Raw genomic sequence first — 17,607 nt, 5'->3', positions numbered from 1 at the left:
CGGTGGTGCCTGTGGTGCGGTGGTGTGGCCCGAGCCGTGGGCGTGCTAGGTCGAGGTCGTACGCCGGGCCAGCCGCTGCTGGAGCAGCACGGCGACGACGATGATGATCCCCTTGGCGACCGCCTGCGTGGAGCTGTCCTGGTTGTTGAGGACGAAGACGTTGCTCAGGGTGCTGAAGATGAGGACGCCGAACACGGTGCCGACGATGGTGCCGCGCCCGCCGGTGAGCAGCGTGCCGCCGATGACGACGGCGGCGATGGCGTCGAGCTCGATGAGCGTGCCGTGCGTCGAGCTGCCGGTGGACGTGCGGCCGATGAACATGAGGGCCGCGAGGCCGCAGCAGAGCCCGACCAGCACGTAGAGCATCATCGTGTGCCGGTTGACGTTGATGCCCGCGAGCCGTGCCGCCTCGGGGCTGCCGCCGACGGCCAGGGTGCGCCGACCGAACGTGGTGCGGTTGAGCAGCACCCACCCGCCGACCGACACGACCGCGAAGATGACCACCAGGATCGGGACGCCGAGGATGTCGGCCGTGAAGACGTCGCGGAAACCCTCGACGGTGACGATCTGGGTGCGTCGCTCCGAGATGATCTCCGCCAGTCCGCGCGCGGACGCCAGCATGGCGAGCGTCATGATGAAGGGGACGATCTTGCCGTAGGCGATCAGCACGCCGTTGATCAGCCCGCAGGCCCCGCCCACCGCCATGGCCACGAAGACCATGACCAGCCAGTGGGTGTCGGTGGCCATCGTCTGCGTGGCGAAGGTGGTCGCCCACACGGACGCGAGCGCGAGGATCGCACCGACGGACAGGTCGATGCCGCCGCCGATGATGACGAAGGTCATGCCGATGCTGACGACCCCGACGATGGACGCGAAGCGCAGGATCGTCAGGACGTTGTCGATGCTGGCGAAGCGGTCACCGGTGGTGGCGACGCCGACGACGCAGATGATCAGCAGCGCGACGACGAGGCCGAGGTTGCGCCCGAAGGGGCCGCTCATCAGTCCCGCGCCCCGGTTGGCCGACTCGCTCTCGGCGGCGGCCTGCTCCACCTTGATGGTGTCGCCGGACGGAGCCACGGTGTTCTCCACGGCACCCAGGTCGGGCGCCTCGTGGGCCCCGGGACTCGTGTGGTGCTCGCTCATGCGGCAGTTCCTTTCATGACCAGATCAAGGACACGGGACTCGTCGATCTCGCTCGACGGTCCCTCGTGCACGACTCGGCCCTCGCGGACCACCAGCACCCGGTCCGCGAGCCCGAGCACCTCCTCGACCTCGCTCGAGACGACGACGACGGCGACGCCGGAGTCGGCCAGCGCACGGACGACGGCATAGATCTCGGCGCGGGCGCCGACGTCGACGCCCCGGGTGGGCTCGTCGAGCAGCAGCACCTGGCACTCCCGGAGCAGCCAGCGCGCGAGGACGACCTTCTGCTGGTTGCCGCCCGAGAGCAGCCGGACCAGCCGGTCGACGCCCGCGGGGCGTACGTCGAGCGACTCGGTGACCTCCTTGGCGCGGCGGCGTTCCTCGCCGCTGTCCAGGAAGCTCAGGCGGGCGAAGCGGCCCAGCGTCGAGATGGTGATGTTGCTGTAGACGGCCTGGTCGAGCAGCAGGCCCTGGCTCTTGCGCTCCTCCGGGGCCAGACCGAGTCCGGCCTTCACGGCGGCGGGGACCGACCCGCGGCGCAGCTCGCGCCCGTTGACGCGCACGGTGCCGGCGGAGGGACGGCGTGCGCCGTAGACGGTCTCGAGGATCTCGGAGCGGCCGGCGCCGACGAGCCCGGCGAGGCCGACGATCTCGCCCGCGTGGACGCTCAGGTCGACACCCGAGAAGACGCCGGGGAGCTCGAGGCCGCTGACCTCGAGGACGGGCTGGCCCGAGACCGGCGCGGTGCCGGAGCGCGGGGGGAAGACGTACTCGATCGAGCGCCCCGTCATCAGCTTGATGAGGTCGGCGGTCGGGGTGTCGGCCACCGCGAGGCCCGAGGCGACGGTGCTGCCGTCCTTGAGCACGGTGATGCGGTCGCCGATCTGGCGGATCTCCTCGAGCCGGTGGGAGATGTAGACGACGGCCACGCCCTCGGCGGTGAGGTCGCGGATGACGCGGAACAGGTTGTCGACCTCGCCCTGGTCGAGCACGGCCGACGGCTCGTCGAGGATGAGCAGGCGGGTGTCCTGCGAGAGCGCGCGGGCCATGCTGACGATCTGCTGGGCGGCGGGGGTGAGCCGGCCGACCTCCCGGGTCGCGGGGATCTCGCCGTGCCCGAGGCGCGCGAGCAGGTCGGCTGCCGCGCGGTTGGTCTGGCCGCGCTGGATCATGCCCGCCGAGGACAGCTCGTGGCCGAGGAAGATGTTCTCCGCGACGGTGAGGCCCGGCACGAGGTCGAGCTCCTGGTAGATCGTGGAGATGCCTAGTTTCATCGCCGACTGGGTCGTGGTGAGCGTGACCGGTCGGTCCTCCCAGAGGATCTCGCCCTCGTCGGGCTGGTAGCTGGCGGACAGCACCTTGATGAGGGTCGACTTGCCGGCACCGTTCTGCCCCAGGAGGCAGTGCACCTCGCCGGCGCGCACGTCGAGGTCGACGCCGCCCAGCGCGAGCACGCCCGGGAACCGCTTGACGATGCCGCGCATCTCGAGGAGCGGGGTCGAGGAGGATCGAGGAGCGCCGGCCGACGCGGACGCGCCGCTGACCGGCCCGGCCTCGCCCCGCACAGGCTCATGTGAGGAGGACACGGGCAGAACTGTGGCATGCGTCACCCGCTTTTGTCGAGCACCCGTCAAAAGACTCACCTCTATTGCGGAAAGCGCTGCATGTGCTTGACTCACTCCGTGCGCACGGGTGAACTCTTCGATCTCCTCCGCGACGGAAGACCGTGGACCCGGGCCCAGCTGGCCGAGGCGACCGGCCTCGCCCGCTCCACCGTCACCGCGCGGATCGACACGCTGACGCGGCTCGGGCTGGTCGCGCCCTACGGCGGTGCGCGCTCGACCGGCGGCCGTCCGCCGGCCCTCTTCGCGCTGAACGCCGCCGCCAAGCTGGTCGTGGGCGTCGACATCGGCGCCACCCACGCACGCGCCGCGCTGACGGACCTCAACGACGTGATCCTGGGCGAGGTCGACACCCGCATCGCGGTGGCCGACGGCCCGGACGCGGTGCTGTCGTGGGTGGTCGAGTCGGTGCGCGACCTCGTCGAGGCGAGCCAGCGGCCGATCGAGGACCTCGCCGCGATCGGCATCGGCCTCCCCGGACCGGTCGAGCACTCCACCGGCCGGCCGATCAACCCGCCGATCATGCCCGGGTGGGACCGCTACGACGTCCCCGGCCACCTCCAGCAGCACTACCCCGTGCCCGTGCTCGTCGACAACGACGTCAACATCATGGCGCTGGGCGAGCGGCGCCGGCACCTGCGCGACGTCGACGACCTCGTGCTCATCAAGGTCGCCACCGGCATCGGCGCCGGGATCGTCTCCGGCGGGATCCTCCAGCGCGGCGCGCAGGGCACCGCCGGCGACCTCGGGCACGTCCGGGTGCCCGGCGCCGACGACGTGCCGTGCCGCTGCGGCAACTCCGGCTGCCTCGAGGCCGTGGCCGCAGGGCCCGCGCTCGCCGCAGCCGTCCGCGCCCAGGGCGAGCCGGCCGAGACCGGCAGCGACGTGGTCGAGCTGGTCCGCTCCGGCAGCCAGCCCGCCATGGCCGTCGTCCGCCAGGCCGGTCGCGACATCGGCGAGATCGTGGCCACGATGGTCAACCTCATCAACCCGTCGGTGGTCGTGATCGGCGGCCAGGTCGCCGGCGCCGGCGAGCACCTGCTCGCCGGGATCCGCGAGTCGGTCTACCAGCGCTCCCTGCCGCTGGCCACCGAGCACCTGCGCATCGTGACGTCCCGCGCGGGTGGCGAGGCGGCGGTGCTGGGCGCCTCCGCGCTGGCCATCGAGCACGTCCTGTCCCCCGACGTGGTCGAGGCGGCCAGCGAGGCCCTGGCCGCGGCCGACGCGGCCGCCGGCATGCCCGTCGGTGTGGCCGTCGCCCAGTAGGGCGTGGTGCCCGACCCGGACGCTCAGCGCAGCTGGTAGTCCTTGAGCAGGCTGCGGCCGATGATCATCTTCTGGATGTCGGAGGTGCCCTCGCCGATGAGCATGAACTTGACCTCGCGCATGAGGCGCTCGATCTCGTACTCCTTGGAGTAGCCGTAGCCGCCGTGGATGCGGAACGCGTCCTCGACCACCTCGTTGGCGTACTCGCTCGCGACCATCTTGGCCATGCCGGCCTCGACGTCCATCCGCTGGCCGGTGTCCTTGAGGCGGGCGGCCTTGACCATCATCGTGTGCGCGACCTCGACCTTGGTGGCCATCTCCGCGAGCCGGAACAGCACGGCTTGGTGCTCGGCGATCGGCTTGCCGAAGGTCCTGCGCTGCTGGGCGTAGGCGATGGCGAGCTCGAAGCCGCGCCACGCCAGCCCGCAGGCACGGGCCGCGACGTTGACGCGGCCGACCTCGACGCCGTCCATCATCTGGAAGAACCCCTTGCCGGGCTCGCCACCGAGGACCTGGTCGGCGGCGATCCGGTGGCCCTCGAGGATGAGCTCGGTGGTCTCGACGCCCTTGTAGCCCATCTTCTCGATCTTGCCGGGCACGGTGATGCCCTGGGCGGTCTCGCCGAACCCGGCCTCCTTCTCCACCAGGAAGGTCGTCATGTTCTTGTAGACGCTCTCGGCGCCCTCGTCGGTCTTGGTGAGCACCGCGACGAGCGTGGAGGTGGCGCCGTTGGTCAGCCACATCTTCTGGCCCGTGATGGCATAGGACCCGTCCTCGGCCTTCGTGGCCTTGGTGCTGACGGCGGACACGTCGGAGCCCAGCCCCGGCTCGGACATCGAGAACGCGCCCCGCACCTCGCCGGTCGCCATCCGCGGGAGGTACTTCTGCTTCTGCTCGTCCGTGCCGTGCTGGATGAGCATGTAGGCCACGATGAAGTGGGTGTTGATCACGCCCGAGACGCTCATCCAGCCCCGCGCGATCTCCTCGACCACGAGCGCGTAGGTCAGCAGCGACTCCCCCAGCCCGCCGAACTCCTCGGGGATCGTCAGCCCGAACACCCCGAGCTCCTTGAGGCCCTCGATGATCTCGGTGGGGTACTCGTCGGCGTGCTCGAGCTCCTGCGCCACTGGGATGATCTGCTCGTCCACGAACTGCCGTACGGCCTTGAGGATCTCGATCTGGTCCTCGGAGAGGCCGTCGGTCTGGCAGAGGCGGGGCATGGCGTGGCTCCTGGGCGCTCGCGGCTGGATCGCTCGGAGTCTAGTTACTGGTCGTTCACCTGGGCAGGGCTCGCGTCCGAGACCGTTGTCACACGCCTGCGTGAGACACTCGGGGCATGCGACTGCACCGTGCGATCGGACCGGCCCTCGGCGTCTCCCTCGTCCTGCTCGCCGGCGCGTGCGGCGACGACACCGGCTCCTCGGCCGACGACCCGGCCGCGTCGGAGACGCCCTCGGCGAGCGAGTCCCCCGCGCCGGTGGAGCCCGTCGACTTCGGCGACGAGCCCGCGCTCGAGCCCCGCTACAAGAAGGCCGCGCTCCGGGCGGTCGACGACGACCTCATCACGATGGTCCCGACCGTGTTGCCCGAGGGCTGGGAGACGATGGGCGGCGGCTACACGCCCGACCCGCAGTGGTGGCGCATGGAGTTCACGGCGCCGACCGGCGAGGTGGTCCTCGACCAGATGCCGGGCAAGGCCGCCGACGTCCTCGCCGAGGCGGGCCTCACCGCCGGCGACGACGTGGACCTCTCGGACTGGGGCACCGGTCCCTGGTCCTCGTGGGACCACGACGGCGCGTCCGTCCTGGCCTACGACCTCAAGGGCAGCACGGTGGTGCTGCAGGGGCCCGACCAGGAGACCGTGCGCGGCCTGGCCGAGTCCCTCCTGCCGGCCGAGGACGCGGGCGAGCAGGAGGGCTGAGGGCCGACCCTCAGTCGTTCTCCCAGGTGGAGCCGCCACCGCGGAGCCCGTCGGGCTCGACGGTCACCATCGGGTCCACCCCGACCCGGCGGCCGTCGACCATCCGCCACGACGAGTACGTCGTGGTGTAGGCGTCGCGGCTGAACGGCTTCTTCCACATCAGGTTGAAGTTGTCGAGGTAGTCGCGGACCACGCCACGCCCGTGGATGGTGAAGAGGATCTCGTCCTGCGGCGTGCCGAGGCTCGACCAGTTGGTCGACCCGGTCCACACGATGTTGCTGTCGATGACGCCCTTGTAGGAGCCGCGCAGCACGAAGTACTTGTGGTGGGTGTAGCGCTCGATCGCCTCGGGCATGCTGTCGATCTCGGGGTCACCCGTCGGCACGTCGTCGCGGAGGTTGAAGCCGGTCGACCGCAGCGGCACGCGGCCGCGGGCCGTCGGCGCACCGATGTGCTGCTTGGTGTGGAAGCCCATCAGGCCGTAGTTGACGCGGAGGTTGCACCCCTGCGCATAGAGGTCGCGCAGCTTGTCGGCGATGTAGTTGCCGCGACCGCCGCGCATCGTGTGCATGGACAGGCGCAGCATGGTGCGCTTCTGGAAGCCGCCCGGGTCGGTGTAGACGCACTGCACGTTGTTGAGGATGTCGAGGACGACGTCCTTGGTGGGCGTCGTGTGCCGCGGGAAGACGACGTTGTGGTACTTCTGCATGTCGCCGGCCGGGCACACCCGCCCGCTGTCGCAGAACGTGTAGGACGCGCGGCGCTTGTCCCAGTCGGGGCGCATGTCGTTGAAGAGGGCCTCGAACTGGTCGAACAGGGTCTTCTTGCCGGCCGTCGTCCAGAGGTCGTTCCACTGCCAGCGCACCGCGTTGAGCGTCATGTTCTGCGAGCCCAGCATGACGACGTTGCGGTTCCGGCCGGTGCGGCTGAACAGGTAGAACTTGCTGTGCAGGTTGTTGTACTCGTTCTCGTCAGCGCGGCAGCCGGACACGCAGCGCTTGAGGAAGCTGGACTTCTTGGTGTTGTTGCCGAGCACCCGCTGGATGCGGACCTGCGCGCCGGTGACGAGGTGGTCGTTGAGCAGCACCTGCACCTTGACGCCGCGCTTCTTGGCGCGGATGAGCGCGTCGGCGAACGCGCCGCGGTCGAGGGAGTAGGCCGAGATGATGATCTTCTCGCCGCGCGGCGTGTTGCGGATCGCGCGGAGCAGGTGGCGCTCGATGACGAAGCGGTCCTTCGGGACCATCGGGTTGTTGAACTTGGTCCCGACGGGGACCTTCCACTTCTTGTTGGGCTTCCCGGGCTTGCGTGCCGTCGCGGCGGCCAGGCCGGCGGCGGCCGGCTGCGCGGCCGCGGCGGCGCCCGCCGCAGGACCGGCACCGGCCCACGAGGACCCGCTGACGGGCGCGACCAGCGCGGCCGTCAGGCCACAGGCTGCGATCAGGGCAATGAACTTGGAACGCACGCGACAACTCCCTCGGGGTGCCCCTCGGCACCCGGGTCAGTGACTTCCCCGGGTCCGCGGCGGCACGTCACCCGTGCTCGCGCGGACGTCTGCGACGATATCAGCGACCAGGCGGGAGGCCGATTCGAGAAGCTCCTCGGCGGTGACCGTGCCGGGCAACCGGCCCGCGCCGCCCGGCCCCCTCCCCACCCCCAGGGAGGAGAGGTCGCCCAGGACGTGGAAGCCGCGGTCGGTGACGATCTCGACGGCGGCGCGGTCGAGCTCGGCGAAGCGTGCCAGGTGGTGCTCGGGCAGTCCGCCGCGCTCGCGCGGCTGGCGCGCCAGCAGGTCCTCGGCGAGGTAGCCGCGGATCCAGACGCCGCGGTCGTGCGCGGAGTACGACGGCAGGTGGCGGTTGACCAGCCGCAGCGTCTCGATCTGCACGATGCCGAGCGCCGGGTTGGCGGCCTCGGTCGGTGCGTCGACGGCCTCGGGGTCGACGCCCAGCACCTCGGCGAAGTGCCGCCAGTGCAGGTCGCGGGGCTCCCCCGGTCCGGGCATCACCAGGACGTGGACGCGCTCGCCCGGCAGGTCGGGAGTCCACCGCTCGAGGACGCCCGCGAGGTCCCAGGTGCGCATGCTGAACTCCGGGCCGCCGGCCGCCGTGCCCGCCATCACGGAGTCAAGGTCGACGGTGCTGCCGTTCTTGACCGACTCCTGCCACCCCGCCGACACCACGCTCGCGGCGTCGCGAGCGGTGACCACGAGGTGCACCTCGGCGCCGGGGAAGCTCGCGAGGGCATGCGCCGCCTGCGCCCGGCTGGCGCCGCAGAAGAACTCGTGGGTCAGCAGGACGTCGCCGGGGTGGGCGGACGCCTGGTCGACGAGCCGCTGCCAGGCGCCCGGGGCGTCGGGGTGGCGGCGGGCCAGCCGCGGCCGCTCCTGGAGGTCGAGCGCGGCCCAGAGGTGCTCGCGGTGGCCGAAGCCCGGCACGAGCACGCCGGCCTCGCGCAGCCGCTCGCGGTTGCCCCAGACCACCTGCTGGAGGTACGTCGTACCGGTCTTGGGGAGCCCGATGTGGAGGAACACCCGGCGCGGGCCGCCGGCTGTGCTCACGAGAAGTCCCCGCGGTACTTCCCCAGCAGCTCCTCCAACCTCTCCTCGTCGCGGGCGGCGACGGGCAGCAGCAGCTCGCTCACCACGTCGGTCAGCTCGGCCAGGCGCACGTTGAGCGCCCGGTTCTCCTGCACGGCCTCCTCCAGAGCGGCGACCCTCTGCTCGAGGTCACCGCCCTCGGAGCCATGCCGGTTCCTGCGTCCGAACATGTCTGCTCCCACCTCACGCGTTCCAGTCGATGATCATCCGGCAGACCTGCGATCCGTCCGGGCCCGGCGAGACGCGCTCGCGCACCTGCTCGAGGACCCGGCCACCGGACTCGGCCACCTCGGCGGCGACGACGGCCGGGTCGAGGGCCTTGCGGGCGCCCGTACGACGAGGGTAGCCGTCGCGGCCGCGCTCGCTGAGGAACTGCAGGTGCAGGGCTCCGGAGGTGCCGGCGAGCATCATCCGCGCGGAGCGGAGCATGTTGAGCCTGCCGCGCCGCCCGAGCCGCTCGATGACGTGGACGCAGCCGACGGCACGCGGACCCGGCGTGCGGGCCACCCACGCCGAGACGGCGAGCACGTGGCGCAGCTCGAGCAGGTTGAAGAGCTGGAAGGTGACCCGCGGGTCGTCGGCCCGGCGCTCGGCCTCCTCGGCGTAGGCGAAGGGCTGGAAGTCCAGCCCGATGGCCGAGGTGCCGCGGTCGGCGAACCAGGCCACGTCCGCGCCGCGACCGCAGCCGATGTCGACGTACGTCGCGAGGTCGGGGTGCCGCTCGGCGACCTGGTGGGCGACCGCCGAGACGGGAGCCGGCTGGTTGATCGTGCGCTTGTGGTAGCCGTGCCAGCCGGCACGACCGGTGCGCATGCCGCGGAACCAGCCGTTGAACAGCTCGATGGTGCTGGCCGGCGTGGTGAACTTGTAGGCCGGGTCGGGCACGCGCCAGTGGGGACCGTAGGTCGCGGTGAGGAAGCGGTCGGTGTCGGCCGGCACCGGGAACTCGCGTCCCTCGAGCAAGGCCGTGCCGAGGGGGTGGATCCAGTCGCGCTCGAAGGGGACCGCGATCTCGCCCATGAGGTAGAGGACCCCGTCGCGCATGAAGCCGCCGAAGACGTCGAGGCCACGGTCGAGGCCGTCGCTCTCCGCGACGTGGACCTTGAGCGCGATGGCGGAGTAGCGGGTCACCCGGTAGCCCATGTCGGTGAGCGCCCGCTGGATCCGGAACGACTCGCGGATCACGTCGACCGGGTGGTCGTGGGCGCTGACGTAGCCGAGGTCGGCGTCGCTGTCGTGGCCGATCAGGCCGCCGTCGCGGATGGCGCCGAGGGCGGTGCCGTAGGCGAGGAACGCGTCGAGCCCCACCTCGCGCAGCGCACCGAGCACCTCCTCGATGGCGTCGAGCAGCGGCTCGACCTGGGCGGCGTCGCGGGTGTCGAAGGTCTCGACCAGCTTGAGCGACTTGTCGAGGCTCAACGGCCGGCCGGCCGGGTTGACCACCTCGATGCGACCCGGGTGGTCCCCGAACTGCACCGTCTCCTCGTGCAGGACCGTGCCCGTTCCGGGATCGGTCAGCGTCACCTCGGTGACGCCGTCGAGGAAGGGCCGCAGCGGCTTGGGCCACCGCGCGAGGACGCCGTCCTCGCGTTCCTCGCCGTCGCGGTGCAGCCAGAACGACCAGATGCGCCGGCCGTCGAAGGCGACGTCGACCAGCTGCTCGCGCGGGCTGGCCATCAGGACCCCGTCGACGTCGATGCGGTGCACGTCCAGCCCGCCCGAACGCCGTAGCTGGCCCAGTGACTTCACGCGGCGGAGTATATCGAGCGCGGACCCGCTCACTCGACCTCGGTCAGCGTGGCCTGCGCGTGGACCAGGTTGTGGTCCGAGGCCACGCCGGTGCCGGTCACGGCGTAGCCCTCGAAGGCCACTCCGGTCGACCCGAAGATCCAGTCGACCTGCATGCTGGGCGGCGGGGCACACCCACCGGCGGAGCTGCCGCCCGCCGCTGCGCTGAAGACGCCGCCGGCGGTGAACCGGCAGAAGATCTCCGAGCGCTCGTTGAAGTCGCCGGTGACGATGACGGGATGGCCGTCGCGGGCGTGCAGCTCGGTGAGGTGGGCGATCTCGATGCCCGCCGCCATCGAGCGCCAGTGCGCGTTGTTGCCCAGGCGCGGCGTGTCGGCGGGGTTGTGGAAGTTGGCGAACCAGGCCCGCCGGCCGGTCGTGGTGGACTCGAGCAGCACCACCGGCATGTCGATGCGGCTGCCCCCGGCGTAGGGGATGGACAGCGTGTGCGCCTCGACGAGGCTCCACATGCTCGAGCGCCACGCGATGTTGAAGCGCACGGACTTGTCCCCGAGCGCGAGGCCCGGGTAGAGGGCGTACTCGCCGGCGCGGGAGGTGAACATGTTGTGCTGGGTCGACTCGAACTCCTGGAAGCCCACCACGTCGATGCCGTTGTTGCGCAGCGCCGCGATGGCCATGTCCATGCGCGGTCCGGCGTCGGGGAAGCCGGGCTTGTTGCCGCCCGGACCGGTGTGGGAGTCACCCAGCACGTTGTAGGTGGCGACCCGGAACTCCAGCGTCTGGGCGCGACGCTCCTGGCGCTCGAGCTGCCGGGACACCTGCTGGGCCAGCCGGCGCTGGGCGGCGCGGAAGCGGCGTACGGACCGGTCGAGCGCCGCGGTGGCCGACTTGCCGTCCGCGGTCCCGGGCTCCGCCTCGGGTCCGACGTCGAGGCCGTCGTCGGAGCCGGACTGCCCGTCGCCCCCGTCACCCCCGTCACCGTCCGGTCGCTCGGACCGCGGCACCTCGGTCGGCTCCGCGCTGGTCCGGTCGGTCGCGGTGCTGCCGGGTCCGGGACCCGCGAAGAACGAGGTCCACACGACCACGACCACCAGCACGATCGCCAGGACGGGTGCCCACACGCCGGGCGGGGGCCACCGCAGCCCACGAGCGCTCAGGGAGAACCGACTGACCTTCACGGACACCTTCTGGGGGACGTGAGCCGCACGTCGCGGCCACGTCGCCAGGAGCGCGCGACCGGCTCTGGAGGGGCCAGCCTAACGGGAGCCCACCACCACGTCCCAACCTTTGCTCAGGAGCCGGGCACCGCCAGCGGGTCGAAGGCCGAGAAGCGCTGCTCGGGGTCCATGGTCGCGCCCGGCACCGGCGGGAGCCCGAGGGAGCGCGTCACCAGGTTGGCGAGGTCGCCGACCCGGATGGGCTGGTCACCGGAGTAGGGCACCTGCGCCTCGCCGGGCTCGGTGAACGCCGGGTTGAGCGAGTACAGGCTGCTGCCGGCAGCGACGCCGGGGCCGGTCACCCACATCGGGACGCGGTAGCTCTGCTTCCAGGTGGTCGAGGAGCCCTTCGACCGCTGCGCGCCACCGGTGCCGGTGACGACCAGGAGCGTCGTGCCGGCCATGGCCGGCTGCTTGTCGATGCCGCGACGGATCGCGGCGACCTTCTGGAAGGCCTTGCGGACGGCCTTCTGGTAGGCCGGGCCGTTCCAGCCCTCGGCCAGCGCGGTCTTCGCCACCCCGCCGAGCTCGATGACGCTGAGCTGGCTCGGCTTGCGGGCGATGTTGTCGCGCCACCAGCCGACGGAGGCGGCGTCGTCGCGCTTGACCTTGAACCGGTCGATCTTGGCGGTCCCGTCGTCCTTGCCGTAGGGGTCCTTGCCGCCCGTCTGCTTGTTCCAGCTGCGGCGGAGCAGGTCGGTCTGCGAGCGGCTCGAGACGAACGTCGTGCGGTAGGAGTTGTTGTGGGCGAGGTCGAAGATGCCGGAGACGTACTGCCCGGCCGACTGGTGCACCGTCGAGGGGAGGGCCTTCGTGGAGCCGACGCCGTGGCCGCCCTGCTTGGGGAACACGCGCCGGCCGGTGAGGAGCGAGACGAGGTTGGCATCCGGCCCGGTGTTCTCGGCGACCGTCCTGGCGTTCAGCGTCGAGGCGCCGTTGGCCGACAGGCGGCCGAGCTCGGCGACGTCGGGAGCGAGGCTCCGCGCGACGGTGGACGTCAGTCCCGGCACCGCCACGACGACGACGTGGTCGACGGCCGGCGGGGCCGAGGCCGGGACGACGGCGTTGGCGTAGTAGAGCGGGTGGTCGCTGGTCTGGGAGACGTAGTCGTTCCACAGCCGGGTGTAGCCGTTGAAGTAGACGTTCTTGGTGCCGAGGATCCAGTCGATCGCGCCGCCGGCCGGCGCCGAGCAGCTCGTGCCGTCGGTCCAGCCGCCGCTCGCGGACCACATGTCGGCGGCCATCGCGACCGAGCAGTAGTAGCGGGCGCGGTCGTTCTTGTCGCCCAGGGAGATGAACGCCGCGTCCGGGTGCGTCGCCCGCAGCTCGTTGGCGAGCGCAGCCTCCATCGCGAAGCCGGCGTCGCGCCACTGCTGCGCCGGGCCGCGGACGTCGGCGGGGTTGTGGGTGTTGAAGAACCACACCCGACGGCCGGTCTCGATGTTCTGCAGCAGGACGGCCGGCATCCGGCTGGGCGCGCCGGAGAAGTACGGGATCGGGAGCGTGCGGGACTCGAGCAGCTGCCACACGTCCGTGCGCCACCCGATCGAGTTGACCGAGGGCCCCACCGTCGCGTCGAGGCCGGGGTAGGTCTGCCAGGACGTCCCGGTCAGCTCCTGGAACCGCGTCGCCTGCGGCGGCTGGAACTCCTGGAAGCCCACCACGTCGAGCTCGTGCTCGCCGATGAGGCTGACCACGCGGTCCATCCGGACGACGCCCGGGTCCCAGCCCTTGCGGTTGCCGCCGGGGGCCGTGTGGTCGGCTCCGAGGACGTTGAATGTGCCGACGCGGAACGCCGTGGCCGGCGTGGTCTGGAGGGCATCGTCGGTGACGGCGACGGCGGAGGCGGACGACACCCCGCCGGCGGGGGCGAGGGCGAGCCCGGTCGCGAGCGTCAGGGCCACGGCGCCGAGGCGTCGGGCGGGACGGGACGGGCGCGGGAGGCGGAACAGGGACGAGCCGAACATGACGTGGGGCCTCACAGTCGTCGGGGAAGTGGCGTTTGTCGAGGTGACCCGACCGGGCCCCGGAGCACACGGGCCCGGGCTCGATCGATGTGACAGGAGTGACTCCTGCGGCGCAAGCGTAACATCCGGTGCCCGGTGTGGGCCTGACTCCGCGCGTTGCGCGCACGCTACGGTTGCGGACGTGAGCACCACCCCGACCCGCGTCTTCGTGGCCCGGCTCGTCGGGCTGCCGATCTTCGACCCCCAGGGCGACCAGGTGGCCAAGGTGCGCGACCTGGTCGTCGCGCTCCGCACCGAGACGAGCCAGCCGCGGGTGCTCGGCATGGTCGCCGAGGTCTTCGGCCGGCGCCGGATCTTCGTGCCGATGACCCGGATCACCGCCATCGACAGCGGCCAGGTGCACACGACGGGCCTGCTCAACATGCGGCGCTTCGAGCAGCGCTCGACCGAGACGCTCGTCATGGGGCAGATGCTCGACCGCACCGTGTCGATCAAGGACCCGGGCAGGGGCGAGCCCATCACGGGAGTCGTCTACGACGTCGCGATGGAGCAGGCCCGCAACCGCGACTGGGTGCTGTCCCGGGTCGCCGTCCGCGAGCCGAGCAAGGGCTTCCGGCGCCGCGGCCAGACCCACGTCGTGGAGTGGCGCGACGTCACCGGCCTCACCCGGCAGGAGCCGACGCAGGGCGCCACCCACCTCATCGCCGCGCTCAACGACATGCGGCCGGCCGACGCCGCCAACATGATCCACGACCTGCCGCCCGAGCGGCGTACGGCCGTGGTGGCCGCCCTCGACGACGAGCGCCTGGCCGACGTGCTCGAGGAGCTGCCCGAGGAGGACCAGGTCGAGATCCTCGAGCACCTCGACTCCGAGCGCGCCGCGGACGTGCTGGAGGAGATGTCGGCCGACGACGCCGCCGACCTCATCGCCGACCTCAACCCGGAGACCGCGGCCACCCTCCTCGGGCTGATGGAGCCCAACGAGGCCGAGGACGTCCGGCGCCTGATGTCCTACGAGGACAACACCGCCGGCGCGATGATGACGCCGGAGCCCGTGATCCTCTCCCCCGACGCCACCATCGCCGACGCGCTCGCCCACGTGCGCAACCCCGAGCTCACCCCCGCGCTGGCGGCGCTGGTCTACGTCTGCCGCCAGCCGCTCGAGACGCCGACGGGCAGGCTGCTCGGCGCCGCCCACATCCAGCGGCTGCTGCGCGAGCCGCCCTCGACCCTGGTCGCGGCGGCGCTCGACGACTCGATGGACCCGCTGCGCGCCGACGCCTCGATGGACCAGGTGGCCGCCCACCTGGCGACCTACAACCTCGTCGCCGCCCCCGTGGTCGACGACGAGGGCCGGCTGATCGGCGCGGTCACCGTCGACGACCTGCTCGACCACATGCTGCCCGAGGGCTGGCGCGACCGCGCCCCGCGGCCCGGGCCCATCGCCGGGGGCACCCGATGACCGATCGCCGGGTGCGCCTCGACACCCCCCGCGAGAGCCGGCGCCAGATCGTGCGCCGCCCCACCGTCGACGCGGACACCTTCGGCGTCTTCGCGGAGTCGTTCGCCCGCTACATGGGCACGGCGAAGTTCCTGCTGTGGATGACGATGTTCGTCGCGGCCTGGGTGCTGTGGAACGTGCTCGCGCCCGCGGACCTGCGCTTCGACGAGTTCCCGTTCATCTTCCTGACCCTCATGCTCAGCCTGCAGGCGTCGTACGCCGCTCCCCTGATCCTGCTCGCCCAGAACCGCCAGGAGCAGCGCGACAAGGTGGTGGCCGAGCAGGACCGCCAGGCCAACGCCCGCGCCCACGCCGACATGGAGTTCCTCGCCCGCGAGGTCGCCTCGCTGCGCATGGCCGTCGGCGAGGTCGCGACGCGCGACTTCCTCCGCTCGGAGCTGCGGGGCCTGCTCGGCGACATCGAGGAGCTCTCCCGCACCGAGCCGGAGGACCCGGCCCAGGCTCCGCCGGACCGGGTGCAGCGGCCGGGACAGTGATCCTTCGGGGTCGGCTCGTAGACTGGACCATCATGAGCACCCCCACGCAGCAGCAGGTGATGGACGCGCTGGCGACCGTCGACGACCCGGAGATCAAGCGCCCCATCACCGAGCTCGGGATGGTGGACTCCGTCGAGGTCGGGCCGGACGGATCGGTGCAGGTCCACGTGCTCCTCACGGTGGCGGGGTGCCCCCTCAAGGACACGATCAACCGCGACGTCACCGCCGCCGTCACCAAGGTCCCCGGCGTCGCCGCGATCGACCTCACCCTCGGCGTGATGAGCGCCGAGCAGCGCGCCGGCCTCAAGGAGATCCTCAGCGACGGCCGTGCCCAGCGCGAGATCCCCTTCGCCCAGCCCGGCTCGCTGACCAAGGTCTACGCGATCGCCAGCGGCAAGGGCGGCGTCGGCAAGTCGTCGGTCACGGTCAACCTCGCCCTCGCACTGGCCCACCAGGGCCTCAAGGTCGGCATCGTCGACGCCGACATCTACGGCCACTCGGTCCCGGCGATGCTGGGCATCGCCGACGCCCGTCCGACGCAGGTCGACGACCTGATCATGCCGGTGCCGACGGCGAGCGGTGTCTCGGTCATCTCGATCGGCATGCTCAAGCCGCGTCGCGACCAGGTGGTCGCCTGGCGCGGCCCCATGCTCGACCGGGCGCTGGTCCAGATGCTCGCCGACGTCTACTGGGGCGACCTCGACGCCCTGCTCCTCGACCTGCCCCCCGGCACCGGCGACGTCGCCATCTCGCTCGGCCAGCACCTGCCCAGCGCCGAGGTCATCGTGGTCACCACCCCGCAGGAGGCGGCCGCGGAGGTCGCGGAGCGCGCCGGGACGATGGCCTCGATGATGCACCAGCGCGTCATCGGCGTCGTCGAGAACATGAGCTACCTCCCCTGCCCCCACTGCCCGCCGGAGGACGACCACCGGCTCGAGGTGTTCGGCACCGGCGGCGGCACCCGCGTGGCGCAGACGCTGTCGGAGCGCTTCGGCTACGACGTGCCGGTGCTCGCACGGATCCCCCTCGACATCTCGCTGCGCGAGGGCGGCGACGTCGGCAAGCCGATCATCGAGGCCGACCCCGCCGCCCCGGCAGCACGCGAGCTGGCCTCGGTCGCCCAGTCGCTGTCGGGCCGCGGTCGCGGGCTCGCGGGCATGCAGCTAGGCCTGACGCCCTCCAGCAAGTTCTGACCCAGTAGGTTCTGGGGCATGTTCGACGTCGGGCTCCTCGAGCTGGCCGTGATCGCCCTGGTGGCGGTCGTCGTGCTGGGTCCGGACAAGCTGCCCGACCTCGCCCGTCAGGCGGCCCAGCTGCTCCACCGCGCGCGCGGGCTGGCGCACAACGCCCGCGACGAGCTCCGCAACGAGCTCGGACCGGACTACGCCGACCTGCAGCTGCGCGACCTCGACCCGCGCACGATCGTCCGCAAGCACATCACCGAGGCGATGGCCGAGGTCGACCGGGAGCAGGCCAGGAAGCCGACGCTCCCCGAGGGCCAGGTCCCGCCCTACGACGTCGAGGCGACCTGATCCTCGCGGCTCTGCACCGCGACCAGCGCCGAGAAGGGCACCAGCAGCACGCCGGCCGGCGCGTCCCCGGCGGTGCGGCAGTCGGCGAAGTCCGCGCCCACGCGGTCGACGTACGCCTCGTGGCGGGTGCCGTCGGTCAGGTGCACCAGGCACCGCTCCCCGGCCTCGGCCAGGCGGCGCAGCGCGGCCCGGAGCCCGAGCCGGTCCACCGGTGACCACGCGACCTCCGGCACGGATCGCGCGCTGGCGCCGCGGACGCCGACCACCGCGCCCAGCGGCACCAGCCAGTCCTGGCCGGTGCCGCTGAGCAGGCACCACTCCGACGCCACCCGGTCGAGCCGGCCCTCGATGCGGCCGAGGTGCGGGAGGTCGAGGGCGACCACCTGCCCCCGGGACGCCATCAGCCGGCTGGCCAGGGTGACCGCGCCGTACTCGCTGCGGGCCCGGTCGGCGAGCTCCGCCTCGCGGTCGGCCTCCCACGCCGCTGCCGCCTGTCCCTCGAGGTCGTCGAGGAGGGCGAACAGCTCGTGCTCCCAGGGCATGCAGGGACTGTAACGACGCGGGAGGTCGGTCGGGAGGCCTGTCGCGAGGAC

At 71.9% G+C, this 17,607-nt stretch carries 16 protein-coding genes; 6 read left to right on the top strand and 10 right to left on the bottom strand.

Annotated elements, in window-relative coordinates:
• Positions 1 to 45: 45 nt before the first annotated feature.
• Entirely contained in the window at positions 46 to 1,143 is a 1,098-nt protein-coding gene (locus tag HN031_RS12865) for an ABC transporter permease (protein ID WP_172270464.1), read from the bottom strand.
• On the bottom strand, positions 1,140 to 2,729 hold the full coding sequence (locus HN031_RS12860) for a sugar ABC transporter ATP-binding protein (protein WP_367650753.1): 1,590 nt from the start codon (positions 2,727 to 2,729) through the stop codon (positions 1,140 to 1,142). Before HN031_RS12860 ends, HN031_RS12865 begins: the two co-directional genes overlap by 4 nt.
• 96 nt (positions 2,730 to 2,825) lie before the next feature.
• Here HN031_RS12860 and HN031_RS12855 point away from each other — a divergent pair, with 96 nt between their 5' ends.
• Entirely contained in the window at positions 2,826 to 4,031 is a 1,206-nt protein-coding gene (locus HN031_RS12855; protein ID WP_322424725.1) for an ROK family protein, read from the top strand.
• 23 nt (positions 4,032 to 4,054) lie between these two features.
• Here the strand turns inward: HN031_RS12855 and HN031_RS12850 are convergent, their stop codons facing one another.
• Positions 4,055 to 5,251 carry an acyl-CoA dehydrogenase family protein gene (locus HN031_RS12850; protein WP_172270460.1) on the bottom strand — a complete coding sequence of 399 codons (1,197 nt, stop codon included), beginning with the start codon at positions 5,249 to 5,251 and terminating at the stop codon, positions 4,055 to 4,057.
• Between the two features lie 116 nt (positions 5,252 to 5,367).
• Between HN031_RS12850 and HN031_RS12845 the strand changes: the two genes are divergently transcribed.
• Complete coding sequence (locus tag HN031_RS12845; RefSeq protein ID WP_172270458.1) at positions 5,368 to 5,952, top strand: hypothetical protein; 585 nt, start codon at positions 5,368 to 5,370, stop codon at positions 5,950 to 5,952.
• A 10-nt stretch (positions 5,953 to 5,962) separates the two neighbouring features.
• Here the strand turns inward: HN031_RS12845 and HN031_RS12840 are convergent, their stop codons facing one another.
• From HN031_RS12840 to HN031_RS12815, 6 genes are all read right to left on the bottom strand, one after another.
• Positions 5,963 to 7,417, bottom strand: a complete 1,455-nt coding sequence (locus tag HN031_RS12840) for a phospholipase D-like domain-containing protein (RefSeq protein ID WP_172270456.1) — start codon at positions 7,415 to 7,417, stop codon at positions 5,963 to 5,965.
• A gap of 36 nt (positions 7,418 to 7,453) precedes the next feature.
• A complete protein-coding gene (locus HN031_RS12835; RefSeq protein WP_172270454.1) occupies positions 7,454 to 8,512 on the bottom strand; it encodes a hypothetical protein in 1,059 nt (352 codons plus the stop codon).
• Positions 8,509 to 8,721 carry a DUF6752 domain-containing protein gene (locus HN031_RS12830; protein ID WP_172270452.1) on the bottom strand — a complete coding sequence of 71 codons (213 nt, stop codon included), beginning with the start codon at positions 8,719 to 8,721 and terminating at the stop codon, positions 8,509 to 8,511. Before HN031_RS12830 ends, HN031_RS12835 begins: the two co-directional genes overlap by 4 nt.
• Positions 8,722 to 8,734: 13 nt before the next feature.
• Positions 8,735 to 10,300 carry a hypothetical protein gene (locus tag HN031_RS12825; RefSeq protein ID WP_172270450.1) on the bottom strand — a complete coding sequence of 522 codons (1,566 nt, stop codon included), beginning with the start codon at positions 10,298 to 10,300 and terminating at the stop codon, positions 8,735 to 8,737.
• A 29-nt stretch (positions 10,301 to 10,329) separates the two neighbouring features.
• Complete coding sequence (locus tag HN031_RS21580) at positions 10,330 to 11,478, bottom strand: endonuclease/exonuclease/phosphatase family protein (RefSeq protein ID WP_172270448.1); 1,149 nt, start codon at positions 11,476 to 11,478, stop codon at positions 10,330 to 10,332.
• Positions 11,479 to 11,591: 113 nt separating this feature from the next.
• On the bottom strand, positions 11,592 to 13,484 hold the full coding sequence (locus HN031_RS12815; protein WP_172270446.1) for an endonuclease/exonuclease/phosphatase family protein: 1,893 nt from the start codon (positions 13,482 to 13,484) through the stop codon (positions 11,592 to 11,594).
• 181 nt (positions 13,485 to 13,665) lie between these two features.
• Between HN031_RS12815 and HN031_RS12810 the strand changes: the two genes are divergently transcribed.
• The 4 genes from HN031_RS12810 to HN031_RS12795 are packed head-to-tail and all read left to right on the top strand — an operon-like array spanning position 13,666 to position 17,014.
• The gene (locus HN031_RS12810) at positions 13,666 to 14,946 is read left to right on the top strand and encodes a CBS domain-containing protein (RefSeq protein ID WP_172270444.1); all 1,281 of its coding nucleotides are present in this window, start codon (positions 13,666 to 13,668) and stop codon (positions 14,944 to 14,946) included.
• On the top strand, positions 14,943 to 15,482 hold the full coding sequence (locus tag HN031_RS12805; protein WP_172270442.1) for a DUF1003 domain-containing protein: 540 nt from the start codon (positions 14,943 to 14,945) through the stop codon (positions 15,480 to 15,482). Before HN031_RS12810 ends, HN031_RS12805 begins: the two co-directional genes overlap by 4 nt.
• Before the next feature lie 32 nt (positions 15,483 to 15,514).
• Positions 15,515 to 16,675 (top strand): Mrp/NBP35 family ATP-binding protein, encoded by a 1,161-nt coding sequence (locus HN031_RS12800; RefSeq protein ID WP_172270440.1) that lies wholly within the window; start codon positions 15,515 to 15,517, stop codon positions 16,673 to 16,675.
• 18 nt (positions 16,676 to 16,693) lie between these two features.
• Positions 16,694 to 17,014 carry a sec-independent translocase gene (locus HN031_RS12795; RefSeq protein ID WP_172270438.1) on the top strand — a complete coding sequence of 107 codons (321 nt, stop codon included), beginning with the start codon at positions 16,694 to 16,696 and terminating at the stop codon, positions 17,012 to 17,014.
• On the opposite strand, the gene HN031_RS12790 is transcribed toward HN031_RS12795, so the two are convergent.
• Positions 16,993 to 17,556 carry a hypothetical protein gene (locus HN031_RS12790; RefSeq protein WP_172270436.1) on the bottom strand — a complete coding sequence of 188 codons (564 nt, stop codon included), beginning with the start codon at positions 17,554 to 17,556 and terminating at the stop codon, positions 16,993 to 16,995. The genes HN031_RS12795 and HN031_RS12790 overlap by 22 nt on opposite strands.
• Between the last annotated feature and the right edge of the window lie 51 nt (positions 17,557 to 17,607).

It is taken from the genome of Nocardioides sp. zg-1308, from assembly GCF_013155375.1.
Classification (GTDB): Bacteria; Actinomycetota; Actinomycetes; order Propionibacteriales; family Nocardioidaceae; genus Nocardioides; species Nocardioides renjunii.
This window is presented reverse-complemented; position numbering and strand designations above follow the sequence as displayed.

What these genes read in the sequence shown, in the direction of transcription:
- HN031_RS12865 (WP_172270464.1), bottom strand. Translation starts at nt 1,143, where the DNA reads ATGAGCGAGCACCACACGAGTCCCGGGGCCCACGAGGCGCCCGACCTG.
- HN031_RS12850 (WP_172270460.1), bottom strand. Translation starts at nt 5,251, where the DNA reads ATGCCCCGCCTCTGCCAGACCGACGGCCTCTCCGAGGACCAGATCGAG.
- HN031_RS12845 (WP_172270458.1), top strand. Translation starts at nt 5,368, where the DNA reads ATGCGACTGCACCGTGCGATCGGACCGGCCCTCGGCGTCTCCCTCGTC.
- HN031_RS12830 (WP_172270452.1), bottom strand. Translation starts at nt 8,721, where the DNA reads ATGTTCGGACGCAGGAACCGGCATGGCTCCGAGGGCGGTGACCTCGAG.
- HN031_RS12815 (WP_172270446.1), bottom strand. Translation starts at nt 13,484, where the DNA reads ATGTTCGGCTCGTCCCTGTTCCGCCTCCCGCGCCCGTCCCGTCCCGCC.
- HN031_RS12805 (WP_172270442.1), top strand. Translation starts at nt 14,943, where the DNA reads ATGACCGATCGCCGGGTGCGCCTCGACACCCCCCGCGAGAGCCGGCGC.
- HN031_RS12800 (WP_172270440.1), top strand. Translation starts at nt 15,515, where the DNA reads ATGAGCACCCCCACGCAGCAGCAGGTGATGGACGCGCTGGCGACCGTC.
- HN031_RS12795 (WP_172270438.1), top strand. Translation starts at nt 16,694, where the DNA reads ATGTTCGACGTCGGGCTCCTCGAGCTGGCCGTGATCGCCCTGGTGGCG.
- HN031_RS12790 (WP_172270436.1), bottom strand. Translation starts at nt 17,556, where the DNA reads ATGCCCTGGGAGCACGAGCTGTTCGCCCTCCTCGACGACCTCGAGGGA.